The sequence below is a fragment of the Variovorax sp. 679 genome (genome assembly GCF_003952185.1).
Taxonomy (GTDB): domain Bacteria; phylum Pseudomonadota; class Gammaproteobacteria; order Burkholderiales; family Burkholderiaceae_C; genus Variovorax.
Genome location: NZ_RXFS01000002.1, coordinates 645658 through 670363, shown reverse-complemented (window position 1 = coordinate 670363; position 24706 = coordinate 645658). Strand labels below are relative to the sequence as shown.

The following is a 24706-nucleotide window of genomic DNA, read 5'->3' as shown; positions in this document are numbered from 1 at the left end:
GGTCACTTCGCCGCCACTGCCGCTGCCGAGAGGTAGGCGTTGCTGTAGGTCTTCGACAGGTCGATGTTCTTGCTCTTGACCAGCGGCTTGTAGGTGGCGAGCACCTTCAGCACGTTCTCGGGGCCGCCGGCGGGCATCTTCGCGTCGGTGGTGAACATCGGCAGCGAGGCTTTCAGAGCCTCGACGTACAGGGCCTTGTCGTTGCCGTAGTAGTCGCGCGGCATCTTGTCGGCGATGTCCTCGGCGCTGTGGGTGCTGATGTATTGCATGGTGCGTGCGAAGGCGCGCGCCAGCTTGGTGGCCTCGGCCTTGTGCGACTCGGCCCAGGTGTTCTGCACGTAGAGGCTGGCCGCGGGGTAGAGGCCGCCCAGCGCCTTCACCGTGTCGGGCTCGGTGCGCAGGTCGACCAGCACCTTGGCGTCGCCCGACTTGAGCATCTGCGACACGGTGGGCTCGGTGGTCATGCCGGCCTGGATGCGGTCCTGCTTCATGGCCGCGATGAAGGTGTTGCCGGCGCCCACGGGCAGCAGCGAGTATTCCTTCGAGGCCACGCCGGCACGATCGGCCAGGTAGCGCGTGAGGAAGTCGGTGGACGAGCCAAGGCCCGTCACGCCCAGCGTCTTGCCGCCCTTGGCGTCGGCCATGGTCTTGAAGCCGGCGGCCGCGGCCTTGGTCGAGACCAGCTCGACCTCGCCCGGCACCTTGCAGAACACGGCGATGGCCTGGATCTCCTTGCCCTTGCTCTGCAGGTCGATGGTGTGGTCGTAGAAGCCCACCACGCCCTGCACGGCGCCGGCGATCAGCTGATTCTCGGCGTCGACGCCAGCCGGCTGCGACTGCAGCTCGACGTTCAGGCCCTCTTCCTTGAAGTAGCCCAGCGTCTCGGCGAGCTTGGCCGGCAGGTAGATGATCTTGTTGATGCCGCCCACCATGATGGTGATCGGCGCATCGGCGGCCTGCGCGAGCGGGGCTGTGGCGGCGAGGGCGGTGCACAGGGCTGCGGCCAGCAGGGTGCGTCGGGATGCGGACATGGTGTCTCTCCGTGTTGGAATCGAATTGGAAGTCCGCGTGCAGCTGAGACCTGTCGCGGGACGGGGCCAGTCTAGAAAGCGGCTTCTTTCGGTCAGCTTTCGGCGGCCCGCGCGATTTGTCATGGTTATCCCTAGGGCCGGTGGATGCTTCCTAGAATCCACGGCCACCACCCCCGACCCCCATGAAGCTGCTGCTCATCGAAGACAACCCGCAACTCGCGCACTGGCTTTCCAGTCTGCTGCGGGAGCAGGATTTCGTGGTCGACCACGTGGACCACGGTGAGGCGGCCGACCGCCTGCTGATGCAGGGCGGCTACGACGTGGTGCTGCTGGACCTCAACATCCCGGGCATGTCGGGCAAGGCCGTGCTGCGCCGGCTGCGCGAACGCGGCGACGCGGTGCCGGTGATCATCCTCACTGCGACGGCCTCGCTCGACCAGAAGGTGCTGTGCCTGGAGATCGGCGCCGACGACTACCTGGTGAAGCCCTTCGAGATCCGCGAACTGGTGGCGCGCATCAAGGTGCTGGTGCGCCGGCAGATGCCCGGCAAGGCCAACGACATCGCCTGCGGCGACCTGCGCTACGACCTACGGACGCGGCAGTTCACGCTGGCCGGCGAGGAGCTGTCGCTGCCGCCGCGCGAACGCACGCTGCTGGAGACGCTGATGCTCAAGGCCGGCAGCACGGTGTCGAAGCAGGCGCTGATCGACGCCATCTTCGGCCTCGACGACGAACCCAGCGCGGACGCGGTCGACATCTACATCCACCGCCTGCGCAAGAAGCTCGAGGCGAGCCAGGCGACCATCATCACGCTGCGCGGCGTGGGCTACCTGCTGCGCACGCGCCAGGAAGGCTGACGATGAGGCGCGCCAGCCTGCGCCTGCGCCTCGCGCTGTGGCTGCTGCTGCCGTTGTCGGTGTTCGTCGCGATCTGCGGCTGGCTCAACTGGCGCAATGCGGCGGAGGTGGCCGACTACGTGCAGGACCACGACCTGCTGTCGTCGGCCAAGGTGCTGTCGGACCGGCTGATCTGGGAAGACGACGACGTGAAAGCCAGCGTTCCGCCATCGGCGCTGAGCCTGTTCGTGTCGGCCGAGCGCGACCACGTGTTCCTCAGCGTGATGGGCGCCGACGGCGAGGTGCTGGCCGGCTCGGCGGACTTTCCGCTGCCTGCCGTGCGCAAGCCCGAGGGCACAGACCGCGCGCAGTGGTACGACACGCAGTTCGCCGGCTGGCCGCTGCGCGCGGTGGTCACCACGCGCTCGATGTACGAGGCGGGGGGCGCGCGCGACATCACGATCGCCGTGGGCAAGACCGAGCGCAGCCGCGACCACATGCTGCGCACGCTGTGGTGGCCGTCGATGGAGTATTTGCTGATCGCGCTGGTGCTGGCCATTGCACTCGCGGTGGCGGCGCTGACGCTCGAATTGCGCCCGATCGTTCGGCTGAGCCAGCAGCTTGCGCAGCGCGACCCGATGCACCTCGACCTCGTGGTCGATCCGCAGGCGCTGCACACCGAGCTGCGGCCCGTGGCCGACACCATCAACCGCTTCGTTGCGCAGCTCAAGGCGCATTCCGAGGCGCAGCGCCGCTTCATCGCGGACGCGGCGCACCAGCTGCGAACGCCGCTCGCCATGCAGGCTTCGCAGATCGAGTTCGCGCGCTACACGCGGCAGCACCGCGGCGAATGGGACACACGCCGCGCCGACATGGATGCGATGTGGCTGGCCATGCAGACCAGCAACCGCCAGCTGGTCGACGTGACCAACAAGCTGCTGCTGCTGGCCCAGGCCGAACACGGCGATGCGCACACGCGGCTGGAGGAGGTCGACCTCGCGGCCGTGGCGCTGCGCTGCGTGGAGCACCTGGCGGCGCTGGCCGATCGCAGGGGCATCGACCTCGGGCTGGAGTCGGAGGCGGGACCGCAGGGGGCGTTCGTGGTGGCGCAGCCTGCGCTGCTGGAAGCGCTGGCCACCAATCTGCTGGACAACGCGCTGCGCTATACGCAGGAAGGCGGCCGCGTGACCGTCGGCGTGCAGCGGGTGAATGGCGCGATCGAGCTGAGCGTGGAGGACAACGGCCCGGGCATTCCCGTCGAGGCGAGGGAGCGCGTGTTCGAGCGCTTCTACCGGGTGGCGCAGGACAGCGAAGGCACCGGCCTCGGCCTGGCGATCGTGCGCGAGATCGCGCGGGCCTTTCAGGCGGACGTGCGCCTGGAATCGAACCCGCGCGAGGCGCACGGGTTGCTGGTCACGGTACGTTTTCCGGCGACCACCGCCTGAAGCAGGCGGCCGCCGGGAAATCGCAGGATCAGAGGCCGGCGGCTGCGCGCAGTGCGGCGGCTTGGGTCGTCGCTTCCCAGGTGAACTCGGGCTCTTCGCGGCCGAAGTGGCCGTAGGCGGCGGTCTTCTGGTAGATCGGGCGCAGCAGGTCGAGCATCTGGATGATGCCCTTCGGACGCAGGTCGAAGTGCTCGCGCACCAGTTCGGCGATCTTCTCGTCGGGGATCACGCCGGTGCCTTCGGTGTACACCGTGATGTTCATCGGCTGTGCCACGCCGATGGCGTACGCCACCTGGATCTGGCACTGGCGCGCCAGGCCGGCGGCCACGATGTTCTTGGCCACGTAGCGAGCGGCGTAGGCGGCCGAGCGGTCGACCTTCGACGGGTCCTTGCCCGAGAACGCGCCGCCGCCGTGCGGGCAGGCGCCGCCGTAGGTGTCGACGATGATCTTGCGGCCGGTGAGGCCGCAGTCGCCCTGCGGGCCGCCGATGACGAAGCGGCCGGTCGGGTTGATCAGGTAGCGCGTGTCCTTGAGCCACTCCTTGGGCAGCACCGGCTTGATGATCTCCTCGATGATGGCTTCGTTGAACGAAGCCTTCATCTTGGTGGACGTCTCGCTCTGGTCGGGGCTGTGCTGGGTGGAGAGCACCACGGTGTCGATGCTGTGGGGCTTGCCGTCCACGTAGCGCATCGTGACCTGGCTCTTGGCGTCGGGGCGCAGGAAGGGCAGGCGGCCGTCCTTGCGCAGCTGGGCCTGGCGCTCGACGAGGCGGTGCGCGTAGTAGATCGGCGCGGGCATCAGCTCGGGCGTTTCGTCGCAGGCGTAGCCGAACATCAGGCCCTGGTCGCCAGCGCCGGTGTTCAGGTGGTCGTCGCTCGCGTGGTCCACGCCCTGGGCGATGTCATTGGACTGCTTGTCGTAGCAGACCATCACGGCGCAACCCTTGTAGTCGATGCCGTACTCGGTGTTGTCGTAGCCGATGCGCTTGATGGTGTCGCGCGCCACCTGGATGTAGTCGACGTGCGCGTTGGTGGTGATTTCGCCGGCCAGCACCACGAGACCGGTGTTGGTCAGCGTCTCGGCTGCCACGCGGCTGCGGGGGTCCTGCTCGAAGATCGCGTCGAGGATGGCATCCGAGATCTGGTCGGCAACCTTGTCGGGATGGCCTTCGGAGACGGATTCGGAAGTGAAGAGGAAATCGTTCGCCATTTGTTCAAAACTCCTTGAAGTGAATTGGCGCGTTGCCAACTCTGCGGAGCCATGGCGAACGCTTTAGCAGATGCCGGTGAACCGACGGAGCACAATCGCCTTCGCGCTTGTGTTTGTCGCCCTGCAAGTTGTTCCGTAACTCGGCGACAATTTGCATTCTATTCGAGCCGCGCAATACCATGCGCGCGCGTCCGTTTTTTGACCCCCCTCCCGTATTCGATGATCACCCTGTTTCGCCTGCTTGCCCGCGTGCCGATGCCGTTGATGCATCGACTCGGTGCATTGCTGGGCTGGCTGGTCTGGTGGAGCGCGCCCGGCTATCGCCGCCGTTTCAAGGCCAATGCCGAGAGCGCGGGCTTCGGCCCCGACCAATACCGTCCCGCCATCGCCGCTGCCGGCAAGATGGCTTCCGAGCTGCCCTGGCTCTGGCTGCGCCCGCAGGGCCAGACCGTGCTGTACCGCGTGGTGCGCTGGGAGGGCGTGGAGGCCTTCGAGGCCGCCATGCAGGCAAAAAAGGGCGTGATCCTGGTCGCGCCGCACCTCGGCAGCTGGGAGATGTGCGGCCAGGCCATCGGCGAGCGCTTCCTGTCGACCTACGGGCCGATCACAGCTCTCTTTCGTCCGGCGCGCAAGAAATGGATGGCCGACCTGATCGCCGCCGGCTCGCGCGACAGGCCCGGCCTGCAGACGCTCCCCACCAACAACACCGGCGTGCGCGGCCTGATCCGCACGCTGCGCAACGGCGGCTACACCGGCATCCTGCCTGACCAGGTGCCTCCACTGGGACAGGGCGTGTGGGCGCCCTTCCTGGGCCGCCCGGCCTACACCATGACCCTGCTTCCCCGTCTCGCGCAGCAAACCGGCGCGGCCTGCTTCCTCAGCGTGTGCGAACGCCTGCCCGATGCGGCCGGCTACGTGATCCGCTTCGAACCCATCGTCGGCACGGCGCTGACCGATCCGTCCGCCTCCATCGAGGACGCGGCCGCCGCCATGAACGACGGCATCGGCCGGCTGATCCACAGCCTGCCGGGCCAGTACGTGTGGGACTACGCCCGCTACAAGGAGCCGCGCGCCGAGCGCGTGGTCGCCGCCGCAGGGGAGACGGCATGAGTTTCGGTTCCCGGCTCGGCATCGGATTCATGCGCATGATCGCGCCGCTGCCGTTGCCTGTCGTGCGCGGTTTCGGTGCGTTCCTCGGCCGCATCCTGCACACCGTCGCGGTGCCGCGGCGGCGCGTGGTCGACACCAACCTGGCGGTGTGCTTCCCCGAGAAGTCGGAAGCCGAGCGCCGCGCCATTGCGAAAGAGAGCTTCGTCTACGTGGCGCAGTCCTGGCTGGATCGCGGCTGGCTCTGGCACGCGCCCGAGAAGGTGGTGGCGAGCCGGCTCAAGATCGTCGGCGCGGCCTCGGAGATCGGCGAGATCGCCCACGGCGACGAGCCCATGATCCTCTTCGCGCCGCACTTCTACGGCCTCGACGCGGCGGCGACGGCGCTCACGATGCACACGGCACGCCCCTCGGCCACCATCTACACGACCCAGCGCGACCCGATGATCGACGCATGGATCCGCGAAGGCCGCACCCGCTTCGGCGACGTGGCGGCGCTCAACCGGGTTGACGGCATCAAGCCGGTGTTGCAGGGCTTGCGCAAGGGCGGCCTGCTGTACCTGCTGCCCGACATGGACTTCGGCCGCGACCAGACCATCTTCGTGCCGTTCTACGGCGTGCAGGCGGCCACCGTGCCGTCGCTCTCGCGCTTCGCGCGGCTGGGCAAGGCCAAGGTGGTGCCGGTGGTGTCGAAGCTAACGCCTGGCGGCTACGAGATCGAGATCCTGCCGACCTGGCAGAACTTCCCGACCGATGACGTCGAGGCCGACACGGCGCTCATGAACGAGCGGCTGCAGGGCTACATCGACACGATGCCGTCGCAGTACTACTGGGTGCACCGCCGCTTCAAGACGCGGCCCGAAGGCGAGCCGCCTATCTACTGAGTGCGCTGAAGGAAGCCCTCGATCTCGCGTGCGACCAGCTGCGGCTGCTCGTGCACGATCCAGTGGGTCGCGTTCGGCACCTTCTTCACCTCGAGCTTCGGCACGTAGTCTTCCAGCCCTTCGAGCAGGCCGGGCAGCAGCGCCGCGTCGTCGAGCGCCCAGAACACGAAGGTCGGTACGTCCACCGTGAGCCGCTCGCGCGGCAGCACGGGAATGCCGTCGATGGTCTGGCCCGGCAGCGGAGGCTTCATCGGCGTCACGCGGTAGAGGTTGCACGCGCCCGTGAGGCCGGCGCCCCAGACCTCGCGGTACTTCTGCTTCACTTCTTCCGTGAGCCAGCCGAAGCCGTCCGGGCCGGCCTTCATCAGCAGGAAGAAGGGCCACATGCGCTTGAAGTCGTCGGCCGCGAGCAGGGCCTCGGCATCGGGGCGCGCGAGGAAGTTCATGTAGGCGCTGGCCTGCTGCTGCGCCGGGTTGTTGCGCAGCTCGCGGGTGAAGGTGCCCGGATGCGGCGAATTGATGATGACCAGCTTGCCGACCTGCTGCGGGAAGGCATTCGCATAGCCCCAGCCGAAGGCGCCGCCCCAGTCGTGGGCCACCAATGCGGCCATGGTGCCGTCCGCGCTCTCGGTGGCGGCGAGCTGCTGGATGTCCTGGATCAGCAGGTGCGGCTTGTAGGCCGCCACGTCGGTCGGAGAACTCGATTTCTCGAAGCCGCGCAGGTTGGGCGCCACACAGCGATAGCCTCCGTGGGCGGGGTCGGAGAAGTAGTCGAGAAGGTCGTCCCAGATGAACGCGGCCTCGGGGAAGCCGTGGAGGAACACCATCAGCGGCCGGCCCGGCTGGCCGGCGGCGCGGCAACTCAGGGTGGTGCCATTGGGCAGGCTGCGTTGGAAGGTCTCGATCATGCTTCTTGTCTCCTTTGGGTTGACTGTCGTCGCTATTGTTTTGATAGTGAACTGCGCAGATGGGACGGTCGGTACAGCCTGCTTCCTCGTCAGGCGTCTTCCTGTGATGGTGGCGGCTCGGGCTCGGCGGCCGGTGCATCGGCGCCTTCCGGGTGCACCCAGCGCCACAGCAGTTCCGCCGCCTCGCCCACGCCCTGCTTCTTCAATGCCGAGAACAGTTTCACCTCGCCGCCGCCGGCGTTCAGTCGCGTAATGGACAGCACCTTGGCGGCTTCGCTGCGTGTGAGCTTGTCGGACTTGGTCAGCAGCACGAGGAACTTGAGGCCTTGCTCCACGCGCGGGCGGATCACGTCGAGCAGGATCTCGTCGAGCTCGGTCAGGCCGTGGCGCGGGTCGCACATGAGCACCACCCCGCGCAGGCTTTCGCGCGTCATCAGGTAGTTGCCCATCACGCGCTGCCAGCGCAGCTTGGCCTCGCGCGGCACGGCCGCATAGCCGTAGCCGGGCAGGTCGGCCAGCACTGCGTCGTCGACCTTCTGCTTGCCGATGCCGAACAGGTTGATGTGTTGCGTGCGGCCCGGCGTCTTGGAGGCAAAGGCCAGGCGAGTTTGCTGAGTGAGGGTGTTGATGGCGGTCGACTTGCCCGCGTTGGAGCGGCCGACAAAGGCGATCTCGGGCAGGTCGACGGGGGGCAGGTGCTCCAGCTGGGGAGCGCTCGTGAGGAAGTGGGCGGTGTGCAACCAACCCAGCGCCACGCGTTCGCGTTCGGCGACCTGGGGGTCCGCGGCGGGGGCCGCGCGGGGAGGATAGGCAGCGGGCTTGGCGCGCGGGGAGGGCATCTACGGACTTTCGAAACAGAACCCACATTGTAGAATCGTGAGGTTTTGCGCCATAAATTCGAAGCCCCCGATATGAAGTTGTTTGCCAATATTGTGCTTGCGGCCCTCGTGGGCCTCACATCCAGCGTGAGTTTTGCAGCCGATGAACACGCGGCTGCCCCGGCCGCGGCGACCGCTGCCAAACCGGCCAAGCCGGACCCCGCCAAGGGGGACACGCTGTTCAATGCGACTCCGGCCAACAGCCAGAGCTGCGCTTCGTGCCACAACGCGGACGGCAACTCCGCCATCGCGGCCAACCCGAAGCTGGCGCAACAACATCCCGAATACATCCTGAAGCAGTTGCAGGACTTCAAGTCCGGTGCTCGCAAGAGCGCGATCATGAAGCCGCTGGCTTCCGCGCTGTCCGAGGAAGACATGCGCAACATCGCCTGGTTCGTGGGCTCGAAGAAGGTCAAGCCGGGCTTCTCGAAGGACAAGGACACCATCGCGCTGGGCGAGAAGATCTACCGCGGCGGCATCGGCGACCGCCAGATCCCGGCCTGCGCCGGCTGCCACAGCCCCAACGGCGCCGGCATTCCGGCCCAGTACCCGCGCCTGGGCGGCCAGAACGCCGACTACACGGTGGCCCAGCTCACAGCCTTCCGCGACAACGTGCGCCTGAACAGCCTGCCCATGACCGGCGTCGCTGCCAAGCTCAACGACAGGGAAATCAAGGCGGTCGCCGACTATATTGCCGGTTTGCGTTGATGATGGCGCTCCCTGGAGCGTGACAAGCCGCCGATAACAACCCCAAACAAAGGGCGGGCCGATCCAGCAGGATGGCCCGCCCTTTTTTGTTTTTCTCCTTTTCTTTTTCCGACCTTCGCCCGATGTCCGTCTCCACCCATGGCCTTCGCGTTCATCGCGGCCCGCAGATGCTTCGCGCCGCGGTGGAGCTGCTGTCGTCGATGCGTTTCGCGATTGCGCTGCTCACCATCATCTGCATCGCGTCGATCATCGGCACGGTGCTCAAGCAGCATGAGCCGATCAACAACTACATCAACCAGTTCGGGCCGTTCTGGGCCGAGCTGTTCCGCGCGGCGCGGCTCGACTCGATCTACAGCGCCTGGTGGTTCCTGCTGATCCTGCTGTTCCTGGTGATCAGCACCACGCTGTGCATCGTGCGCAACACGCCGCGCATCCTGGTCGATCTCAAGACCTTCAAGGAAGACATCCGGGCGCAGAGCCTGAAGGCTTTCGGCCAGCGCGCCGAAAACCGCCTCGGCGAGACCCCGGACGTCGCTGCCAACCGTATCGGGCAACTGCTCGTGAGCGGTGGCTGGAAGGTCAAGCTGCAGCAGCGCGAGGCTACCGGCGACGGCAAGCATGCCGCGGGCTGGATGGTCGCGGCGCGCGCCGGCGGCGCCCACAAGCTCGGCTATATCGCGGCCCACAGCGCGATCGTGCTGGTGTGCATCGGAGGCCTGCTCGACGGCGACCTCGTGGTGCGCGCACAGACCTGGTTCAACGGCAAGAGCGTGTTCACCGGCGGCGGCATGATCGCCGACGTGCCGCCGCAGCACCGTCTGTCGCCCAACAACCCGACCTTCCGCGGCAACATCCTCGTGCCCGAGGGCGGGCAGGGCAGCGTGGCCATCCTCAACCAGTCCGACGGCGTGCTGCTGCAGGAACTGCCGTTCTCCATCGAGCTGAAGAAGTTCATCGTCGACTACTACTCGACCGGCATGCCCAAGCTCTTCGCGAGCGAGGTGGTGCTGCACGACCGCGAGACCGGCGAGCAGGTGCCCGCGCGCATCGAGGTCAACCATCCGGCCAGCTACAAGGGCGTGGAGATCTACCAGTCGAGCTTCGACGACGGCGGCTCGAAGGTGAAGCTCAAGGCGGTGCCGATGGCGGCCGCGGCCAAGTCTTTCGAGGTGGAGGGCATCATCGGTGGCCCGAGCACCGAGATCACCAACGGCAAGGACAAGCTCACGCTCGAGTACGCCGCGCTGCGCGTGATCAACGTCGAGAACTTCGCCGACGCGAACGCCATGGGCAGCGGTGCCGACGTGCGCAAGGTCGACCTGCGCCACGACATCGAATCGCGCCTGGGCGCCGCCAACAAGACAAACAAGCCGAAGGTGCTGCGCAACATCGGCCCGAGCATCGGCTACAAGCTGCGCGACGCCGCCGGCCAGGCGCGCGAGTACCAGAACTACATGGTGCCGGTCGACACGGGCGATGGCCAGCCGGTGTTCCTGCTGGGCATGCGCGAGAAGCCCGAGGAACCGTTCCGCTACCTGCGCGTGCCGGCCGACGAGCAGGGCTCGATGGACGGTTTCGTGCGCATGCGCGCGGCGCTTGCCGACCCTGCCACGCGAGAGCGTGCCGTCGAGCGCTACATCGCCAAGGCCTCCGACCCCAAGCGCCCCGAAATGGCCGAGCAGCTGCGCGTATCGGCCACGCGCGCCCTGGCGCTGTTCGCGGGCAGCGAACCAGCCAAGGCCGGTGCCACCACCGCGGGCGGCTGGCAGGCGATTGCCGAGTTCATGGAAGTCAACGTGCCCGAGGCCGAGCGCGAGCGCGCCGGCGGGGTGCTGGTGCGCATCCTCAACGACGTGCTGTTCGAGGTGCTCAACCTGAGCCGCGAGGGCGCCGGCCTGCCCGCGCTGCCGAACGACGAGAAATCGCAGGCCTACCTGACGCAGTCCGTGCTGGCCATCAGCGACGCGCACTTCTACCCGGCTCCGGTCGCGATGATGATGACCGACTTCACCCAGGTGCAGGCCAGCGTGTTCCAGGTGGCGCGCGCCCCCGGCAAGAACGTCGTCTATCTGGGCTGCCTGTTGCTGATCGTCGGCATTTTTGCCATGCTGTACGTGCGCGAGCGCCGCCTGTGGGTGTGGCTGACGCCCGATGGCGCGGTTTCCGGAGGCGATGCATCCTCCGGGACGGCCGCCACGATGGCGTTCTCGGTCAATCGCAAGACCATCGACAGCGATCGCGAATTCGAGCATCTCAAACGCAAGCTGCTCGCCCTGAACAAAGAAGACCCCGGGACAACATGAACACCACGACCCTCACGCTCAATGAAAGCTGGCTCTCGCGCCGCAACCTGTTCGACTGGGTGTTCGCGGCGCTGGTGCTGGCCGGCGGCCTGTTCGCCTTCGCGCGCTACGCGGGGTCGATGGACTACTACGAGAAGCCGATCCTCGCCGCGGCGGTGATCTCGCTGATCTCCATCTGCTGGTTCTGGCGGCCGCTGCGCGTGCTGGCCATCGTGGTGGCCGCGGCGTCGCTGCTGGCCATCGCGTCGTACCAGGGCGACCTGGCGCGCGCCGACACGGTGTTCTGGCTCAAGTACTTCCTGTCGAGCCAGTCGGCCATTCTCTGGATGAGCGTGCTGTTCTTCATGAGCACGCTGTTCTACTGGCTCGGCTTCTTCGGCGGCAAGCAGTCGGACACCTTCGACGCAATCGGTTCGCGCCTGGCCTGGGCGGCCGTGACGATGGCGCTGATCGGCACCATGGTGCGCTGGTACGAGAGCCACCAGCTCGGCCCGGACATCGGCCATATCCCGGTGAGCAACCTGTACGAAGTGTTCGTGCTGTTCTGCTGGCTGACGGCCGCGTTCTACCTGTACTTCGAGGAGCGCTACAACACGCGTGCGCTCGGCGCCTTCGTGATGCTGGTCGTGAGCGCCGCGGTCGGCTTCCTGCTCTGGTACACGATCGTGCGCGAGGCGCACGAAATCCAGCCGCTGGTGCCCGCCCTGCAGAGCTGGTGGATGAAGTTGCACGTACCGGCCAACTTCATCGGCTACGGCACCTTCGCGCTCGCGGCCATGGTCGCATTCGCCTACCTCATCAAGGAGCAGGCCGACGAGAAGCGCTGGTACAAGCTCACGCCGATCTGGCTGCTGGGCGTGGCGCTGTGCTTCGTTCCGGTGGCGTTCCGCCAGCGGGTGCAGGAAGCCGGTGGCAGTTACTGGGTGATCTACGCAGGCATCTCGGCGCTGATCGCCGCAGGCATCCTGCTGGGGCGCAAGCGCATCGCGGCGCGCCTGCCGGCCAACGAGGTGCTCGACGACGTGATGTACAAGTCGATCACCGTCGGCTTCGCCTTCTTCACCATCGCCACCGTGCTGGGCGCCCTGTGGGCGGCCGATGCCTGGGGCGGCTACTGGAGCTGGGACCCGAAGGAAACCTGGGCGCTGATCGTCTGGCTCAACTATGCGGCCTGGCTGCACATGCGGCTCGTGAAGGGCCTGCGCGGCACCGTGGCGGCCTGGTGGGCGCTGGGCGGGCTGGCAGTCACCACTTTCGCCTTCCTCGGCGTGAACATGTTCCTGAGCGGGCTGCACAGCTACGGCACGCTGTAGCTGCAGGCCGGCGGTCTTTCGCGAAGAATTGTTGAAACTATGCGCCGCGTTGGCGCGTAACCGAATCGGGGTTGGTCACGAACTACCCTGAGCACAGTGATTCACGCGAAAGGCTTCCCGTCATGTCGTTCCATTCCCGCCCGGTCCGTCGCAGCAGCAGCCACGGAGACAACGGCTTCATCCATCCCCTGTCGAGCGAGATCACGTCCCGCGCCGTCTACGAAGGGCGGCGCGACCTGCTGAAGCTCATGGCCGGCGGTGCCGCCGGGGCCGCGCTGGCGGCATTCGCTTCGCGTGAAGCCTGGGCGCAGGCCGAGCGGCCCAACAAGCTCGCGCCGCTGCCGGGGGGCAAGTCGGCGGTGCCGGGCGCCATGTCGATGGAAAAGCTCACCGACTACAAGGACGCGTCGACCTACAACAACTTCTACGAGTTCGGCACAGACAAGGCCGATCCGGCCAAGAACGCAGGAACGCTGAAGACGCGGCCCTGGACCGTGGAGGTCGAAGGGCTGGTCAAGAAGCCGGGCAAGTACGGCATCGAGGACCTGATCAAGCTCAGCGCGCAGGAAGAGCGCATCTACCGCCTGCGCTGCGTCGAGGGCTGGTCGATGGTCATTCCGTGGGTCGGCTATTCGCTGGCCGAGCTGATCAAGAAGGTCGAGCCGCAGGGCAACGCCAAGTACGTCGAGTTCGTGACGCTGGCCGACCCCAAGACCATGCCCTTCGTGGGCTCGCGCGTGCTCGACTGGCCCTACACCGAGGGCCTGCGCATGGACGAGGCGATGCATCCGCTCACGCTGCTGGCCTTCGGCATGTACGGCGAGGTGCTGCCCAACCAGAACGGTGCGCCGGTGCGGCTGGTGGTGCCGTGGAAATACGGCTTCAAATCGGCCAAGTCGATCGTGAAGATCCGCTTCGTCGAGAAGGAACCGAGCACGGCCTGGAACAAGGCCGCGGCCAACGAGTACGGCTTCTATTCGAACGTGAACCCCAACGTCGACCATCCGCGCTGGAGCCAGGCCACCGAGCGCCGCATCGGCGACGGCGGCGGGTTGTTCGCCAAGCGGCGCAAGACCGAGATGTTCAACGGCTACGAAGCCCAGGTCGGCCAGCTCTATGCGGGCATGGACCTGAAGAAGAACTACTGAGCGCGCTGCGGTACGCTGCCATCGCCCCATGAACAAGCTGCTCATGCATCCGGCGACCAAGCCGGTCATTTTTCTGCTGTGCCTGCTGCCGTTCGCGCGGCTGGCCTACGGCGCGTTCACGGACGGGCTCGGTGCCAACCCCGCCGAATTCCTGATCCGCGCCACCGGCGACTGGACGCTGCGCTTCATCTGCATCGTGCTGGCGGTGACGCCGCTGCGCGTGATGAGCAAGTGGAACGCGCTGGCGCGCTACCGCCGCATGCTGGGCCTGTTCGCGTACTTCTACGTGGTGCTGCACCTGCTGTGCTACAGCTGGTTCGACATGGGTTTCGAGTGGGGCGATATCGCGAAGGACATCGCCAAGCGGCCATTCATCCTCGTGGGCTTCTCGGCCTTCGTTCTGCTGACGCCGCTGGCGGCCACGTCGTTCAACCGCGCGATCAAGGCGATGGGCGCCAGGCGCTGGCAGCTGCTGCACAGGTTGGTCTACCTGATCGCGGGGCTTGGCCTGCTGCACTTCTTCTGGATGCGCGCGGGCAAGAACAACTTCGCGGAAGTGTTCGTCTATGCAGCGATCATTGCCGTGCTGCTTGCGTGGCGCGTGTGGAATTTCGCGAGCAAGCGCAAGGCGAAGCCGATTGCGGGCGTGGTGCGCAACAGCGAGAAACCGCTGCGCACCAACTGACTGACAGCAATCAGCCGTCGATCTCGCTGCGCAGCTGGTCTTCCATCGTCTCGCGACGGCGGATCAGCCTCGCGCTTGCGCCGCTCACCAGCACCTCGGCGGCACGGCCGCGCGTGTTGTAGTTGCTGGACATGCTCATGCAGTACGCACCCGCTGACAGCACGGCCAGGAAGTCGCCGGCCAGCACGTTGAGTGCGCGGTCGCGGCCGATCCAGTCGCCGCTTTCGCAGACCGGGCCGACCACGTCGTAGGTCGTGGCATTGCCCGGGCGGGCGCGCACCGGCACGATGCGCTGGAATGCCTGGTACATCGCGGGGCGCGGCAGGTCGTTCATGGCCGCGTCGACGATGCAGAAGTTCTTGTCCTCGCCGGGCTTGGTGTAGAGCACCTCGGTCAGGCACACGCCGGCGTTGCCGACCAGCGAGCGGCCCGGCTCGATCACCAGCTTGCGCTTGCCGAAGCCGCGCGCGTCGAGCTTGGCGAGCAGCTGCTGCCACAGTGCATCGGCCTTGGGCGGCACTTCGCCGTTGTAGTCGATGCCCAGGCCGCCGCCGAAGTCCAGGTGATGGATCGGCACGCCGGCCGCTTCGATGGCTTCCACCAGATCGAGCACGCGGTCGCAGGCGTCGAGGTAGGGCGAGGCTTCGGTGATCTGCGAGCCGATGTGGCAGTCGATGCCCACAACCTCCAGCCCCGGCAGTCGCGCGGCATGCCGGTAGGCCTCGACCGCGCGGTCGTGCGCGATGCCGAACTTGTTGCCCTTGAGGCCCGTGGAGATGTACGGATGCGTCTTCGGATCGACGTTCGGATTGATGCGGATGCTGATCGGCGCGCGCTTGCCTTCGGCCACCGCCACTTCGTTCAGCACGTCGAGCTCGGCTTCGCTCTCGACGTTGAAGCAGGCGATGCCCGCCGCAAGGGCCTGGCGCATTTCGGCGCGGGTCTTGCCCACGCCCGAGAAGATGATCTTCTTCGGATCAGCGCCGACGGCCAGCACGCGGGCCAGTTCGCCGCCCGAGACGATGTCGAAACCGCAGCCGGCTTCGGCGAACACGCGCAGCACGCCAAGCGACGAGTTGGCCTTCATCGCGTAGCAGATGAGGGCGTCGCGCCCTTCGAAGCCGCGCTGATAGGCTGCCAGCGCGTCCAGCATCCATTGTTGCGAGTAGACGAAGAGGGGTGTGCCGTGCTCGCGGGCCAGCGCGTCGAGCGCAACGCCTTCGACGTGCAGCAGGCCGTCGCGCTCCGCGATATGCGGCTGGCCGGGCAGGGAGATGGCGGCGATGCTCACTTGCGCTGCTCCGTGCTGGTGTTGCCGGCCGGTGCGCTGGCGGCCGCGGCTGGCGTGGGCGCTGCCTGATTGGAGGATGTGGAAGACGAGGGCCGCAGGCTGTCGGGCGTCATGAGCTCCGGCAGCGTGGCACGCCCGGCGGCGGCCGGATCGGTCGGCAGGTACAGCGCTCCGCGCTGTCCACAGGCGGCGACAAGCCCGGCGGTGCCCACGACGATGCAGACCATGAGCGCGGCGCGGGCGCGGGTGCTCACTAGAATTTGGCGAACGTTCAACATGGCGAAATTGTAATGACCGACACCGAGTACATGGATCGCGCCGAGGCTGCGCTGGCAGCTATCGAGCTGGGCTGCGACCGCATCAACGAAGCGACCGACGCCGACATCGACAACCAGAGGGTGGGCGGGATGATCACGATTTCATTCCGCAACGGCAGTCAGCTGATCGTGAATCTGCAGAAGCCCCTGCAGGAAATCTGGCTTGCCGCGCGCTCCGGCGGCTATCACTACCGCCACGACGGCAAGGTCTGGCTCGACACCAAGACCGGCGAGGAGTTTTTCGGCAACCTGTCGCGCGAGGCGACCCTGCAGGCCGGGCAGCCACTGAGCTTCGTGGCTGCCTGACCCTTCATCGCCGCCGTCAGTTGCGGAACAGGTCGAGGATGCGATTGCGCTCCTCGGGCGGGGCCGGAGGGCTCACCGGAGCGCCTGTCAGGGCCTCCACCGGCGCCGTCGGCGCAGATTCGACGCCCAGGCTTGCAACGCCGCGTCCCGGTGCGTAGTCGTCGTAGTACCACTCGCCGCCGACATTCACGATGCCCGAGGGCGGATTGGCCGACAGCTCGGTCACCGGCACGCCCTTGATGGCGGTTTCCATGTAGGTGATCCAGATCGGCAGGCTCAGGCCGCCGCCGGTCTCGCGGTCGCCCAGGTTGCGCGGCGTGTCATAGCCGATCCACGAGATGGCCGTCATGGTCGGCTGGAAGCCGGCGAACCATGCATCGAGCGAGTCGTTGGTGGTGCCGGTCTTTCCGTACAGGTCGGGGCGCTTGAGCATGGCCTGTGCCTTGGCGGCGGTGCCGGCGCGGGCCACGGAATTCAGCAGCGTGTCCATGATGAAGGCATTGCGCTGCGGGATGACGCGCAGAGACTCGTTCAGTAGGGGAGGCTGCTTGTCGACCAGTACCTTGTCCTTGTGGTCGGTGATGCGGGTCACGAGGTATGGATTGACGCGGTAGCCGCCGTTGGCGAACACCGAATAGCCCACCGCCATCTGCATCGGCGTGACCGAGCCGGCACCGAGCGCCATCGGCAGGTAGGCCGGGTGCTTTTCCTTGTCGAAGCCGAAGTTGGTGATCCACTCCTGCGCGTAGCGCGTGCCGATGGATTGCAGGATGCGGATCGACACGAGGTTCTTCGACTTCATCAGCGCGGTGCGCATCGACATCGGACCGTCGTAGCCGCCGCCGTAGTTCTTCGGCTCCCAAGGCTGGCCGCCGGTGGTGCCGGCGTCGAAGAAGAGCGGGCCGTCGTTGATGACGGTGGCGGGCGTGAAGCCCTTCTCGAGCGCTGCCGAGTAGATGAAGGGCTTGAAGCTCGAACCCGGCTGGCGCCATGCCTGCGTGACGTGGTTGAACTTGTTCTTGCCGAAATCGAAGCCGCCAACGAGCGCCTTGATGGCGCCGTCGCGCGGGTCCATGGCGACGAAGGCGCCTTCGACCTCGGGTAGCTGCGTGATTTCCCAGGTGTTCTTGGGCGTCTTCACCACGCGGATGACCGCGCCGCGTCGGATCTTGATGTTGGGCGGGGCCTTGTCGGAAAGGCCGGACTGAGCTGGCTTGAGGCCGTCACCGGTGATCTGCACGGGGTCGCCGTTGCCTCGCACGGCGTCGATCTGCTTGGCCGTGGCCTTGAGCACGACTGCCGCCATCACGTCGCCGTTGTCGGGATGGTCGCTGAGCGCGTCGTCCACCGCTTCGTCGAGCTCCTTGGCATCGTTGGGCAGGTCGACGAATTTCTCGGGGCCGCGATAGATCTGGCGGCGCTCGTAATCCATGATGCCCTTGCGCAGCGCCTTGTAGGCAGCAGCCTGGTCGGCCGCGACCAGCGAGGTATAGACCTTGAGGCCGCGTGTGTAGGTGCTGTCGCCGTACTGCGCGTACATGAGCTGGCGTACGGTTTCCGCAACATATTCGGCGTGCAGGCGGTTCGGGTCCGCCGCATCGCGCAGGTGCAGCTCTTCCTTCTTGGCCTCGGCTGCCTGCTCGGCGGTGATGAAGCCGGCTTCCTGCATGCGGTCGATCACGTAGAACTGGCGACCACGTGCGCGTTGCGGGTTGTTGACGGGGTTGTTCGCGCCCGGCGCCTTCGGGAGGCCGGCCAGCATGGCGGCCTGTGCGATCGTGAGCTCCTGCAGGGGCTTGCCGAAATACGCTTCGGATGCTGCGGCGAAGCCGTAGGCGCGGTTGCCGAGGTAGATCTGGTTCAGGTAGATCTCGAAGATCTGGTCCTTGGTGAGCAGGTGCTCCAGCTTGAAAGTGAGCAGCACCTCGTAGATCTTGCGGGTGAGCGTTTTCTCGGAGCTCAGGTAGACGTTGCGCGCCACCTGCATGGTGATGGTCGACGCGCCCTGGCTCTTCACGCGGTTCATGTTGGCCAGGCCCGCGCGCACCATGCCCTTGTAGTCGACGCCACCGTGGTCATAGAAGCGGGTGTCTTCGGCTGCCAGGACGGCGTCTTTCACCACCTTCGGAATGGCCGAGATCGGCGTGAGATTACGGCGCTCCTCGCCGAACTCGCCGATCAGGGTGCCCTCGGCCGAGAACACCCGCAGCGGCAGCTTGGGCCGGTAATCGGAGAGTTCGCTGATGTCCGGCAGGTTCGGATAGGCGACTGCGAGGGCTACAGCCACCACGCACAGCACCGCCAGAACGCCGGCCAGGGCGATGCCGAAGCCCCAGAAGAAAAAGCGCAACAGCCATTTCAGCCAGGTCGGGCGCTTGGTGGGAGGGTTCTTGGCTGGCCCTTTGGGGCTGGAAGTTTCTTGCATGAGGGGCCGCTCGGAGTCACCCGACATTATAAAAAGCCGCCCCCTCCACACGATCCGATCTTTGTGGGGCTTGCATTGCTCTAATTCAAAAGTTACAAAATGCGGATTTGACGTCAGGTTTTGACAACGCTTGGGGGTTTTGCCCTGCAGCGTTGCTTGGTTGCCGCTACGCCTGCTGCTAGCATGCAACCGAATTCAATTTTTTCTATTGGTTACAAATATAGGGGAAGAGGAACCTAACTTGGCTGCTCTTGGATCATTGTTTCGTCGTCAGAACGCTCCCCTGCTGGGGCTGGACGTAAGTTCGTCCAGCGTCAAGCTGGTCGAGCTCGGCCGTGAGGCCAGCGGCAAGCTGGTCCTGGAGCGCTGCGCCATCGAGCCTCTCGAACGGGGCTGGATCACCGACGGCAACGTCGAGAAATTCGACGAGGTGGCCGAAGCCGTCCGCCGCGTCATCCGCAAGAGCGGCACGCGCACCCGCAACGTGGCGCTCGCGCTGCCGCCTTCGGCCGTTATTACCAAGAAGATCATTCTTCCGGGCGGCATGAGCGAGCAGGAACTCGAGATCCAGGTCGAGTCCGAAGCCAACCAGTACATCCCGTTCTCGCTGGACGAAGTCAGTCTTGACTTCTGCGTGACGGGGCCGAGCGCCAGCTCCGCCGGCGACGTGGAAGTGCTGATCGCCGCATCGCGCAAGGAAAAGGTCCAGGACCGCGAAGGCCTGGCGGAAGCTGCCGGCCTGAAAGCGATGATCCTCGACGTCGAGTCCTATGCCTCGCGTCTGGCAACCGCCAGGCTGATCGAGCAACTGCCCGGCAAGGGCGTCGATTCGATCGTGGCGCTCTTCGAAGTGGGAGCTTTCACCACCAGCATGCAGGTGCTGCGCAACCAGGAAGTGCTGTACGACCGCGACCAGGCGTTCGGCGGCGCGCAGCTCACGCAGCTGATCGTGCGCCAGTACGGTTTTTCCGCCGAGGAAGCCGAGGCGAAGAAGCGCAGTGGCGACCTGCCGGACGATTACGGCTCCGGTGTCCTGAAACCCTTCGTGGAAAGCATTGCGCAGGAAATCGCGCGAGCGCTCCAGTTCTTCTTCACCAGCACGCCGCACAACCGCGTCGACTATGTCCTGCTGGCAGGCGGATCGGCGTCGTTGCCGGGTCTGACCAACGCCGTCACGCGGCAGACCTCGTTTGCCTGCTCGTTGCTGAATCCCTTCGAAGGCATGGATTTCAGCTCGAACATCCGCGAGAAGAAGGTGCGTCGCGAGGCTCCCTCGTATCTGACCTCGTGCGGGCTGGCCATGCGGAGGTTCCTGCAGTGATCCTCATCAATCTGCTTCCGCACCGCGAGGCGTCACGCAAGCGCCGGCGCGAGGCTTTCTACGGTACCCTGGGTGCTGCAGCGATTCTGGGCGTGCTGATCGCGGGCCTGGGCTACCTGTGGTTCGAAGCCCAGATTTCTGCGCAGCAATCGAAGAACAGCTTTCTCCAGGCCGAGATCAAGAAGCTCGAGGTCGAGATCAAGGAAATTTCGACCCTCCAGGAAGAAATTGCTGCGCTGCGGGCGCGCCAGCAGGCCGTCGAAGACCTGCAGGGCGACCGCAACCTGCCGGTGCACCTGCTCAACGAGCTGGTACGGCAACTGCCCGATGGCGTCTACCTGACCAACATGAAGCAGGACAACCAGACTGTCACGCTGCAAGGCATGGCGCAGTCGAACGAGCGTGTCTCGGAACTGCTGCGCAATCTCGGCAACAACAGCCCGTGGCTGGTGAAACCCGAGCTGGTCGAAATCACGTCCGCGAACGTGAACCTGAATCCGCGCGACCAGCGTCGCGTGGCGAACTTCACGATGCGCATTGGCCTGAAACGCCCCACCGATGCTCAAAAGGCCGCCGCCGAGAAGGCCCTGGCCGCAACGGCGCAGTCCAAGGGGTAACCGATCATGGCAAGCAATCGCCCCTCCCAGAAAATCGACGTCGGCGCCGCGTTGCAGCGCTTCGGCGAGCAATTCCGCGGGCTCAATCCGAACGATCCGTCGGCGTGGCCTCCCGTGCCCCGCTATGCGCTCTGCCTGGCGGTCACTGCGCTCGTGCTGGTCGCCCTCTGGTTCGCCTGGCTGACCAATTCGAACGACGAGCTCGAAAGCGAGCGCTCCAAGGAAGTCGCACTCAAGGCCGACTACCAGAAGAAGGTGGCTCAGGCTGCGAACCTTGAGTTGCTGAAGAAGCAGCGCGAGCAGGTGCAGCAATACGTGACCCTGCTCGAAAAGCAGCTGCCCAGCAAGGCCGAGATGGATGCCCTGCTCTCGGACATCAACCAGGCGGGCCTCGGTCGCAGCCTCCAGTTCGAGCTGTTCCGGCCGGGACAGGTATCGGTCAAGGACTACTATGCCGAGCTCCCGATCGCCGTTCGCGTGACTGGCCGGTATCACGACATGGGTGCCTTCGCGGCCGACGTGGCAGGCCTGTCGCGCATCGTGACGCTGAACAACATCTCCGTCACCCCGCAAAAGGACAAGGACGTGCTGACGATGGATGCCACCGCGCGCACCTACCGCTACCTCGATGACGACGAGCGGGCCGCGCAGAAGCGCGCCTCCGCGCCGAAGGCGAAGAAATGAAGATCGTCGCCAAAGTACTGTGGCTGACGCTGGCGGCGTCGGCACTGAGCGCCTGCGATTCAGGTCAGGAAGACCTGCAGCGGTGGATGGCCGAGCAGCGCGCCCAGGTGAAGCCCTCGGTGCCGCCCATTTCCGAGCCCAAGAAGTTCACGCCGCAGACGTACACCGAAGCCTCGGCTTTCGAGCCCTTCAACATCCTGAAGCTGACGCAGGCACTGCGCCGCGAGTCGAACCAGCCGAGCACTTCGGAGCTGATCGCGCCCGAGCTTGCGCGCCGCAAGGAAGCGCTCGAAGCCTTCCCGCTGGATTCGATGGCCATGGTCGGCAGCATGAACCGCAACGGCCAGCCGGTGGCGCTGGTCCGTGTCGACAAGCTCCTCTACAAGGTGCGCGTCGGCGAATACCTGGGACTCAACTACGGGCGTATCACCCGTATCAACGAAACCGAAGTCGCCCTGCGTGAGATCGTGCAGGACGCCGCCGGCGAATGGATCGAACGCGTTGCGACGCTGCAGCTGCAAGAGAGTGCGAAATGAACCATAAGAAATCAACGATGGCACAGTGGCTGCGCGCTGCCGGCCTGGGTCTGCTGGCCTTCGGTGCATTGGCCGTGGCCCATGCGCAAAACGCCATCGAAGCCGTGACCAGTTCCACGCAGTCCGGCTCGGAAGTGATCCGCATCGATCTTGCGCAGCCGCTTGCAGCGGTGCCCGCCGGATTCACCGTCCAGACGCCGGCGCGCATCGCGCTCGACTTCCCGGGCGTCACGAATGCCATCGGCCGTTCCGCCATCGAAGTGAATCAGGGCAACCTGCGTTCGGTGAACGTGGTTCAAGCCGGCGAGCGCAGCCGCGTGGTGCTGAACCTGAAGCAGGCGACTGCGTACAAAGCCGAAATCCAGGGCAAGTCGCTGCTGGTGGTCCTGGAGCCGGTGGCTGGTTCGGCGCTCGTCGCCTCGGCCGCCACGACATTTGCGGAAAACCGCAACCGGGACACGCTGCCGCTGAAGGACGTCGATTTCCGCCTCGGTGCCGACAGCACGGGCCGGGTCATCGTCGATCTTCCGAACAACCAGGTGGGTGTCGACGTCAAGCAGCAAGGCAAGAGCCTCGTCGTGGAGTTCACCAAGTCGACGCTGCCCGAAGGCCTGCGCCGTCGCCTCGACGTGTCCGACTTTGGAACCCCGGTCCAGCTGATCACCTCGCAGCAATCGGGCGACCGTGTTCGCATGACGATCGACGCGAAGGGCGACTGGGAGCACAGCGCCTACCAGAGCGAAAACCAGTTCGTGGTCGAAGTCCGTGCCCGCAAGGTCGATCCGACCAAGCTGACGCAAGGCGTGGGCTACAACGGCGAGAAGCTGTCGCTCAACTTCCAGAACATCGAGATCCGCTCGCTTCTGCAGGTGATCGCCGACTTCACGAACTTCAACATCGTGACCTCGGATTCGGTGAGCGGTGCACTGACGCTGCGACTGAAGGACGTGCCATGGGATCAGGCCCTGGACATCATCATGCAGGCGAAGAACCTGGGCATGCGCAAGAACGGCAGTGTTCTGTGGATCGCGCCCAAGGATGAAATCAATGCCAAGGAAAAGCTCGAGTTCGAGGCCAAGGCGGCGATCGAGAATCTGGAGCCGCTGCGGACCCAGTCGTTCCAGCTCAACTACACCAAGGCGATTGCCATTGCACAGGGTTTGACCGGCACGGGGGCCGGCGGTGGCGGCGGAGGCGGCGGTGGTACGACGACACGTATCCTGAGTCCCCGTGGCAGCGTCATCGCTGAGTCGCGTACCAATCAGCTCTTCGTGTCCGACATTCCGTCGCGCCTGGCACAAGTGACCGAGTTGATCCAGAAGCTGGACGTTCCCGTTCGCCAAGTGCTGATCGAGGCCCGTATCGTCGAGGCTTCAGATACCTTCGGTAAGTCCCTCGGTGTGCGACTGGGGGGTGGTATCTCGGGTGAGCGCTTTGCGTCGTCCGCTGGTAACCGGGCGTTTGCCAACGTTGGCGCGATGCCGGTTATTACTCCAGGCACCAATGGCGGCGCCAGCACAGCCACCACCACCTGGACCAACTCCAACTTCATCAACCTCCCCGCAGGCGACGCAGGCGGAACCGGCAATGCAGCCGGCACCTTTGCCATCTCGCTCTTCAACTCGAGCTTCTCGCGCATGCTGAACCTCGAAATCTCGGCGCTCGAGGCCGACGGCAAGGGCAAGCTGGTGTCCAGCCCCCGTGTCATCACGGCCGACCAGACCAAGGCGCTGATCGAGCAGGGCGAGGAAATTCCCTACCAGCAGGCAACCTCCAGCGGTGCCACCTCGATCTCGTTCCGCAAGGCGGTGCTGAAGCTCGAAGTCACGCCGCAGATCACGCCGGAAGGCAACATCATCCTGACGCTGGACGTGAGCAAGGACGCCCGCGGCGTCAACACCTCGGCGGGCCCGGCGATCAACACCAAGCACGTGCAGACCGAGGTGCTGGTCGAGAACGGCGGCACGGTTGTCATCGGTGGTATCTTCGAGCTCACCGAAACCAATGACGAATCGCGCGTGCCGGTGCTGGGTGAAGTGCCCTACCTGGGTGCACTGTTCCGCAAGCGCGAACGCGTTGCCAACAAGACCGAAATGCTCGTCTTTATCACCCCGAAGATGATTACCGACCGCAACGCCGCGCGCTGACGCGCGGGCGTAGCAGCCACCGCGTGGCGGTCGCACTCGTCGGTTTGCCCGGCGCCGGAAAATCCGCAGTGGGCCGGCGCCTGGGGATGAGGCTGGACCTTCCGTTCATCGATACCGATCACGTGATCGAGCAGCGTATCGGCTGCTCGATCCGCGATTACTTCGAGCGCGAAGGCGAAATGGCCTTCCGGGACCTCGAGCAAACCGTGATCGCCGACCTGGCGGCCAACGCCCAAGGCGTGCTGGCCACCGGCGGCGGCGCGGTGCTCCGGGAGGCCAACCGCCAGCAATTGCGCGATCACTTCCACGTGATCTACCTGCGCTCCTCCCCCGAAGACCTGTTCCGGCGCCTGCGCCATGACGTCAAGCGGCCCCTGCTGCAGGTGGCCGACCCGCTGGGGCGGCTTCGGGAGCTGCACGACGCGCGCGACCCGTTCTACCGGGAAACCGCCCATGACGTGGTCGACACCGGCCGCCCGACGATCGCCATGCTGGTGAACATCATCGTGATGCAGCTCGAGCTGGCGGGCATCGTCGAGCCGGGTGCCCACCCCGAAGAGCCCCCCGCCTGAGCCTGCCGGGCCCGCAGCGCCTAAACTCGCTGCC

Annotated in this window: 23 protein-coding genes; 16 read left to right on the top strand and 7 right to left on the bottom strand. The window is 65.8% G+C overall.

The window, feature by feature from the left end; genetic code table 11:
* Positions 1–2: 2 nt before the first annotated feature.
* Entirely contained in the window at positions 3–1031 is a 1029-nt protein-coding gene (locus EJO71_RS07105) for an ABC transporter substrate-binding protein (RefSeq protein WP_125947478.1), read from the bottom strand.
* Between the two features lie 182 nt (positions 1032–1213).
* Between EJO71_RS07105 and EJO71_RS07100 the strand changes: the two genes are divergently transcribed.
* Both EJO71_RS07100 and EJO71_RS07095 read left to right on the top strand, forming a co-directional pair.
* The gene (locus EJO71_RS07100; protein ID WP_125947479.1) at positions 1214–1888 is read left to right on the top strand and encodes a response regulator transcription factor; all 675 of its coding nucleotides are present in this window, start codon (positions 1214–1216) and stop codon (positions 1886–1888) included.
* 2 nt (positions 1889–1890) lie between these two features.
* Positions 1891–3312 carry a sensor histidine kinase gene (locus EJO71_RS07095; RefSeq protein ID WP_125947480.1) on the top strand — a complete coding sequence of 474 codons (1422 nt, stop codon included), beginning with the start codon at positions 1891–1893 and terminating at the stop codon, positions 3310–3312.
* 28 nt (positions 3313–3340) lie between these two features.
* Here EJO71_RS07095 and metK read toward each other — a convergent pair whose 3' ends face one another.
* The gene (metK, locus tag EJO71_RS07090; protein ID WP_125947481.1) at positions 3341–4522 is read right to left on the bottom strand and encodes a methionine adenosyltransferase; all 1182 of its coding nucleotides are present in this window, start codon (positions 4520–4522) and stop codon (positions 3341–3343) included.
* Positions 4523–4741: 219 nt separating this feature from the next.
* On the opposite strand from metK, the gene EJO71_RS07085 reads away from it, so the two are divergent.
* Both EJO71_RS07085 and EJO71_RS07080 read left to right on the top strand, forming a co-directional pair.
* Positions 4742–5632 carry a lysophospholipid acyltransferase family protein gene (locus EJO71_RS07085; protein ID WP_125947482.1) on the top strand — a complete coding sequence of 297 codons (891 nt, stop codon included), beginning with the start codon at positions 4742–4744 and terminating at the stop codon, positions 5630–5632.
* A complete protein-coding gene (locus EJO71_RS07080; protein ID WP_125947483.1) occupies positions 5629–6513 on the top strand; it encodes a lipid A biosynthesis acyltransferase in 885 nt (294 codons plus the stop codon). The genes EJO71_RS07085 and EJO71_RS07080 overlap by 4 nt, the downstream gene beginning before the upstream one ends.
* Here EJO71_RS07080 and EJO71_RS07075 read toward each other — a convergent pair.
* Both EJO71_RS07075 and yihA read right to left on the bottom strand, forming a co-directional pair.
* The gene (locus EJO71_RS07075) at positions 6507–7421 is read right to left on the bottom strand and encodes an alpha/beta hydrolase (RefSeq protein WP_125947484.1); all 915 of its coding nucleotides are present in this window, start codon (positions 7419–7421) and stop codon (positions 6507–6509) included. The genes EJO71_RS07080 and EJO71_RS07075 overlap by 7 nt on opposite strands.
* 89 nt (positions 7422–7510) lie before the next feature.
* The gene (gene yihA, locus EJO71_RS07070) at positions 7511–8260 is read right to left on the bottom strand and encodes a ribosome biogenesis GTP-binding protein YihA/YsxC (RefSeq protein ID WP_125947485.1); all 750 of its coding nucleotides are present in this window, start codon (positions 8258–8260) and stop codon (positions 7511–7513) included.
* 72 nt (positions 8261–8332) lie between these two features.
* Between yihA and EJO71_RS07065 the strand changes: the two genes are divergently transcribed.
* The 5 genes from EJO71_RS07065 (at position 8333) to EJO71_RS07045 (ending at position 14456) form a co-directional block, all read left to right on the top strand.
* Positions 8333–9007 (top strand): c-type cytochrome, encoded by a 675-nt coding sequence (locus EJO71_RS07065; protein ID WP_125947486.1) that lies wholly within the window; start codon positions 8333–8335, stop codon positions 9005–9007.
* A gap of 122 nt (positions 9008–9129) precedes the next feature.
* Positions 9130–11310 (top strand): cytochrome c biogenesis protein ResB, encoded by a 2181-nt coding sequence (locus EJO71_RS07060; protein ID WP_125947487.1) that lies wholly within the window; start codon positions 9130–9132, stop codon positions 11308–11310.
* Complete coding sequence (gene ccsB, locus EJO71_RS07055; RefSeq protein WP_125947488.1) at positions 11307–12623, top strand: c-type cytochrome biogenesis protein CcsB; 1317 nt, start codon at positions 11307–11309, stop codon at positions 12621–12623. Before EJO71_RS07060 ends, ccsB begins: the two co-directional genes overlap by 4 nt.
* A gap of 122 nt (positions 12624–12745) precedes the next feature.
* Positions 12746–13771 carry a protein-methionine-sulfoxide reductase catalytic subunit MsrP gene (msrP, locus tag EJO71_RS07050; protein ID WP_125947489.1) on the top strand — a complete coding sequence of 342 codons (1026 nt, stop codon included), beginning with the start codon at positions 12746–12748 and terminating at the stop codon, positions 13769–13771.
* A gap of 28 nt (positions 13772–13799) precedes the next feature.
* Positions 13800–14456, top strand: coding sequence for a protein-methionine-sulfoxide reductase heme-binding subunit MsrQ (locus EJO71_RS07045; RefSeq protein ID WP_125947490.1), 657 nt, complete (start codon positions 13800–13802; stop codon positions 14454–14456).
* Between the two features lie 10 nt (positions 14457–14466).
* Here EJO71_RS07045 and lysA read toward each other — a convergent pair whose 3' ends face one another.
* Together lysA and EJO71_RS07035 are read right to left on the bottom strand one after the other, a co-directional pair.
* Positions 14467–15747: a diaminopimelate decarboxylase gene (gene lysA / locus EJO71_RS07040; RefSeq protein WP_125947491.1), complete on the bottom strand. Its 1281-nt coding sequence runs from the start codon at positions 15745–15747 to the stop codon at positions 14467–14469.
* Positions 15744–16025, bottom strand: a complete 282-nt coding sequence (locus EJO71_RS07035) for a lipoprotein (RefSeq protein WP_125947492.1) — start codon at positions 16023–16025, stop codon at positions 15744–15746. Before EJO71_RS07035 ends, lysA begins: the two co-directional genes overlap by 4 nt.
* A gap of 12 nt (positions 16026–16037) precedes the next feature.
* Here EJO71_RS07035 and cyaY point away from each other — a divergent pair, with 12 nt between their 5' ends.
* Complete coding sequence (gene cyaY / locus EJO71_RS07030; RefSeq protein ID WP_125947493.1) at positions 16038–16370, top strand: iron donor protein CyaY; 333 nt, start codon at positions 16038–16040, stop codon at positions 16368–16370.
* Positions 16371–16386: 16 nt separating this feature from the next.
* Here the strand turns inward: cyaY and EJO71_RS07025 are convergent, their stop codons facing one another.
* A complete protein-coding gene (locus tag EJO71_RS07025; RefSeq protein ID WP_125947494.1) occupies positions 16387–18795 on the bottom strand; it encodes a penicillin-binding protein 1A in 2409 nt (802 codons plus the stop codon).
* A 241-nt stretch (positions 18796–19036) separates the two neighbouring features.
* Here EJO71_RS07025 and EJO71_RS07020 point away from each other — a divergent pair, with 241 nt between their 5' ends.
* Genes EJO71_RS07020 through EJO71_RS06995 form a run of 6 tightly spaced genes read left to right on the top strand, consistent with a single transcriptional unit; the run spans position 19037 to position 24672 of the window.
* Positions 19037–20116 (top strand): pilus assembly protein PilM, encoded by a 1080-nt coding sequence (locus tag EJO71_RS07020; protein ID WP_125947495.1) that lies wholly within the window; start codon positions 19037–19039, stop codon positions 20114–20116.
* A complete protein-coding gene (locus EJO71_RS07015; protein ID WP_125947496.1) occupies positions 20113–20733 on the top strand; it encodes a PilN domain-containing protein in 621 nt (206 codons plus the stop codon). The genes EJO71_RS07020 and EJO71_RS07015 overlap by 4 nt, the downstream gene beginning before the upstream one ends.
* 6 nt (positions 20734–20739) lie before the next feature.
* Positions 20740–21417, top strand: coding sequence for a type 4a pilus biogenesis protein PilO (locus EJO71_RS07010; RefSeq protein ID WP_125947497.1), 678 nt, complete (start codon positions 20740–20742; stop codon positions 21415–21417).
* Entirely contained in the window at positions 21414–21953 is a 540-nt protein-coding gene (locus EJO71_RS07005; RefSeq protein ID WP_125947498.1) for a pilus assembly protein PilP, read from the top strand. The genes EJO71_RS07010 and EJO71_RS07005 overlap by 4 nt, the downstream gene beginning before the upstream one ends.
* Positions 21950–24100 carry a type IV pilus secretin PilQ gene (locus EJO71_RS07000; RefSeq protein ID WP_126053797.1) on the top strand — a complete coding sequence of 717 codons (2151 nt, stop codon included), beginning with the start codon at positions 21950–21952 and terminating at the stop codon, positions 24098–24100. The genes EJO71_RS07005 and EJO71_RS07000 overlap by 4 nt, the downstream gene beginning before the upstream one ends.
* A 23-nt stretch (positions 24101–24123) precedes the next feature.
* Positions 24124–24672, top strand: a complete 549-nt coding sequence (locus EJO71_RS06995) for a shikimate kinase (RefSeq protein WP_125947499.1) — start codon at positions 24124–24126, stop codon at positions 24670–24672.
* The last annotated feature ends 34 nt before the right edge of the window (positions 24673–24706 follow it).

Coding starts and splice junctions, on each gene's coding strand:
- EJO71_RS07105 (WP_125947478.1), bottom strand. CDS start 1,031: ATGTCCGCATCCCGACGCACCCTGCTGGCCGCAGCCCTGTGCACCGCC.
- EJO71_RS07100 (WP_125947479.1), top strand. CDS start 1,214: ATGAAGCTGCTGCTCATCGAAGACAACCCGCAACTCGCGCACTGGCTT.
- EJO71_RS07095 (WP_125947480.1), top strand. CDS start 1,891: ATGAGGCGCGCCAGCCTGCGCCTGCGCCTCGCGCTGTGGCTGCTGCTG.
- metK (WP_125947481.1), bottom strand. CDS start 4,522: ATGGCGAACGATTTCCTCTTCACTTCCGAATCCGTCTCCGAAGGCCAT.
- EJO71_RS07085 (WP_125947482.1), top strand. CDS start 4,742: ATGATCACCCTGTTTCGCCTGCTTGCCCGCGTGCCGATGCCGTTGATG.
- EJO71_RS07080 (WP_125947483.1), top strand. CDS start 5,629: ATGAGTTTCGGTTCCCGGCTCGGCATCGGATTCATGCGCATGATCGCG.
- EJO71_RS07075 (WP_125947484.1), bottom strand. CDS start 7,421: ATGATCGAGACCTTCCAACGCAGCCTGCCCAATGGCACCACCCTGAGT.
- yihA (WP_125947485.1), bottom strand. CDS start 8,260: ATGCCCTCCCCGCGCGCCAAGCCCGCTGCCTATCCTCCCCGCGCGGCC.
- EJO71_RS07065 (WP_125947486.1), top strand. CDS start 8,333: ATGAAGTTGTTTGCCAATATTGTGCTTGCGGCCCTCGTGGGCCTCACA.
- EJO71_RS07060 (WP_125947487.1), top strand. CDS start 9,130: ATGTCCGTCTCCACCCATGGCCTTCGCGTTCATCGCGGCCCGCAGATG.
- ccsB (WP_125947488.1), top strand. CDS start 11,307: ATGAACACCACGACCCTCACGCTCAATGAAAGCTGGCTCTCGCGCCGC.
- msrP (WP_125947489.1), top strand. CDS start 12,746: ATGTCGTTCCATTCCCGCCCGGTCCGTCGCAGCAGCAGCCACGGAGAC.
- EJO71_RS07045 (WP_125947490.1), top strand. CDS start 13,800: ATGAACAAGCTGCTCATGCATCCGGCGACCAAGCCGGTCATTTTTCTG.
- EJO71_RS07035 (WP_125947492.1), bottom strand. CDS start 16,025: ATGTTGAACGTTCGCCAAATTCTAGTGAGCACCCGCGCCCGCGCCGCG.
- cyaY (WP_125947493.1), top strand. CDS start 16,038: ATGACCGACACCGAGTACATGGATCGCGCCGAGGCTGCGCTGGCAGCT.
- EJO71_RS07025 (WP_125947494.1), bottom strand. CDS start 18,795: ATGCAAGAAACTTCCAGCCCCAAAGGGCCAGCCAAGAACCCTCCCACC.
- EJO71_RS07010 (WP_125947497.1), top strand. CDS start 20,740: ATGGCAAGCAATCGCCCCTCCCAGAAAATCGACGTCGGCGCCGCGTTG.
- EJO71_RS07005 (WP_125947498.1), top strand. CDS start 21,414: ATGAAGATCGTCGCCAAAGTACTGTGGCTGACGCTGGCGGCGTCGGCA.
- EJO71_RS07000 (WP_126053797.1), top strand. CDS start 21,950: ATGAACCATAAGAAATCAACGATGGCACAGTGGCTGCGCGCTGCCGGC.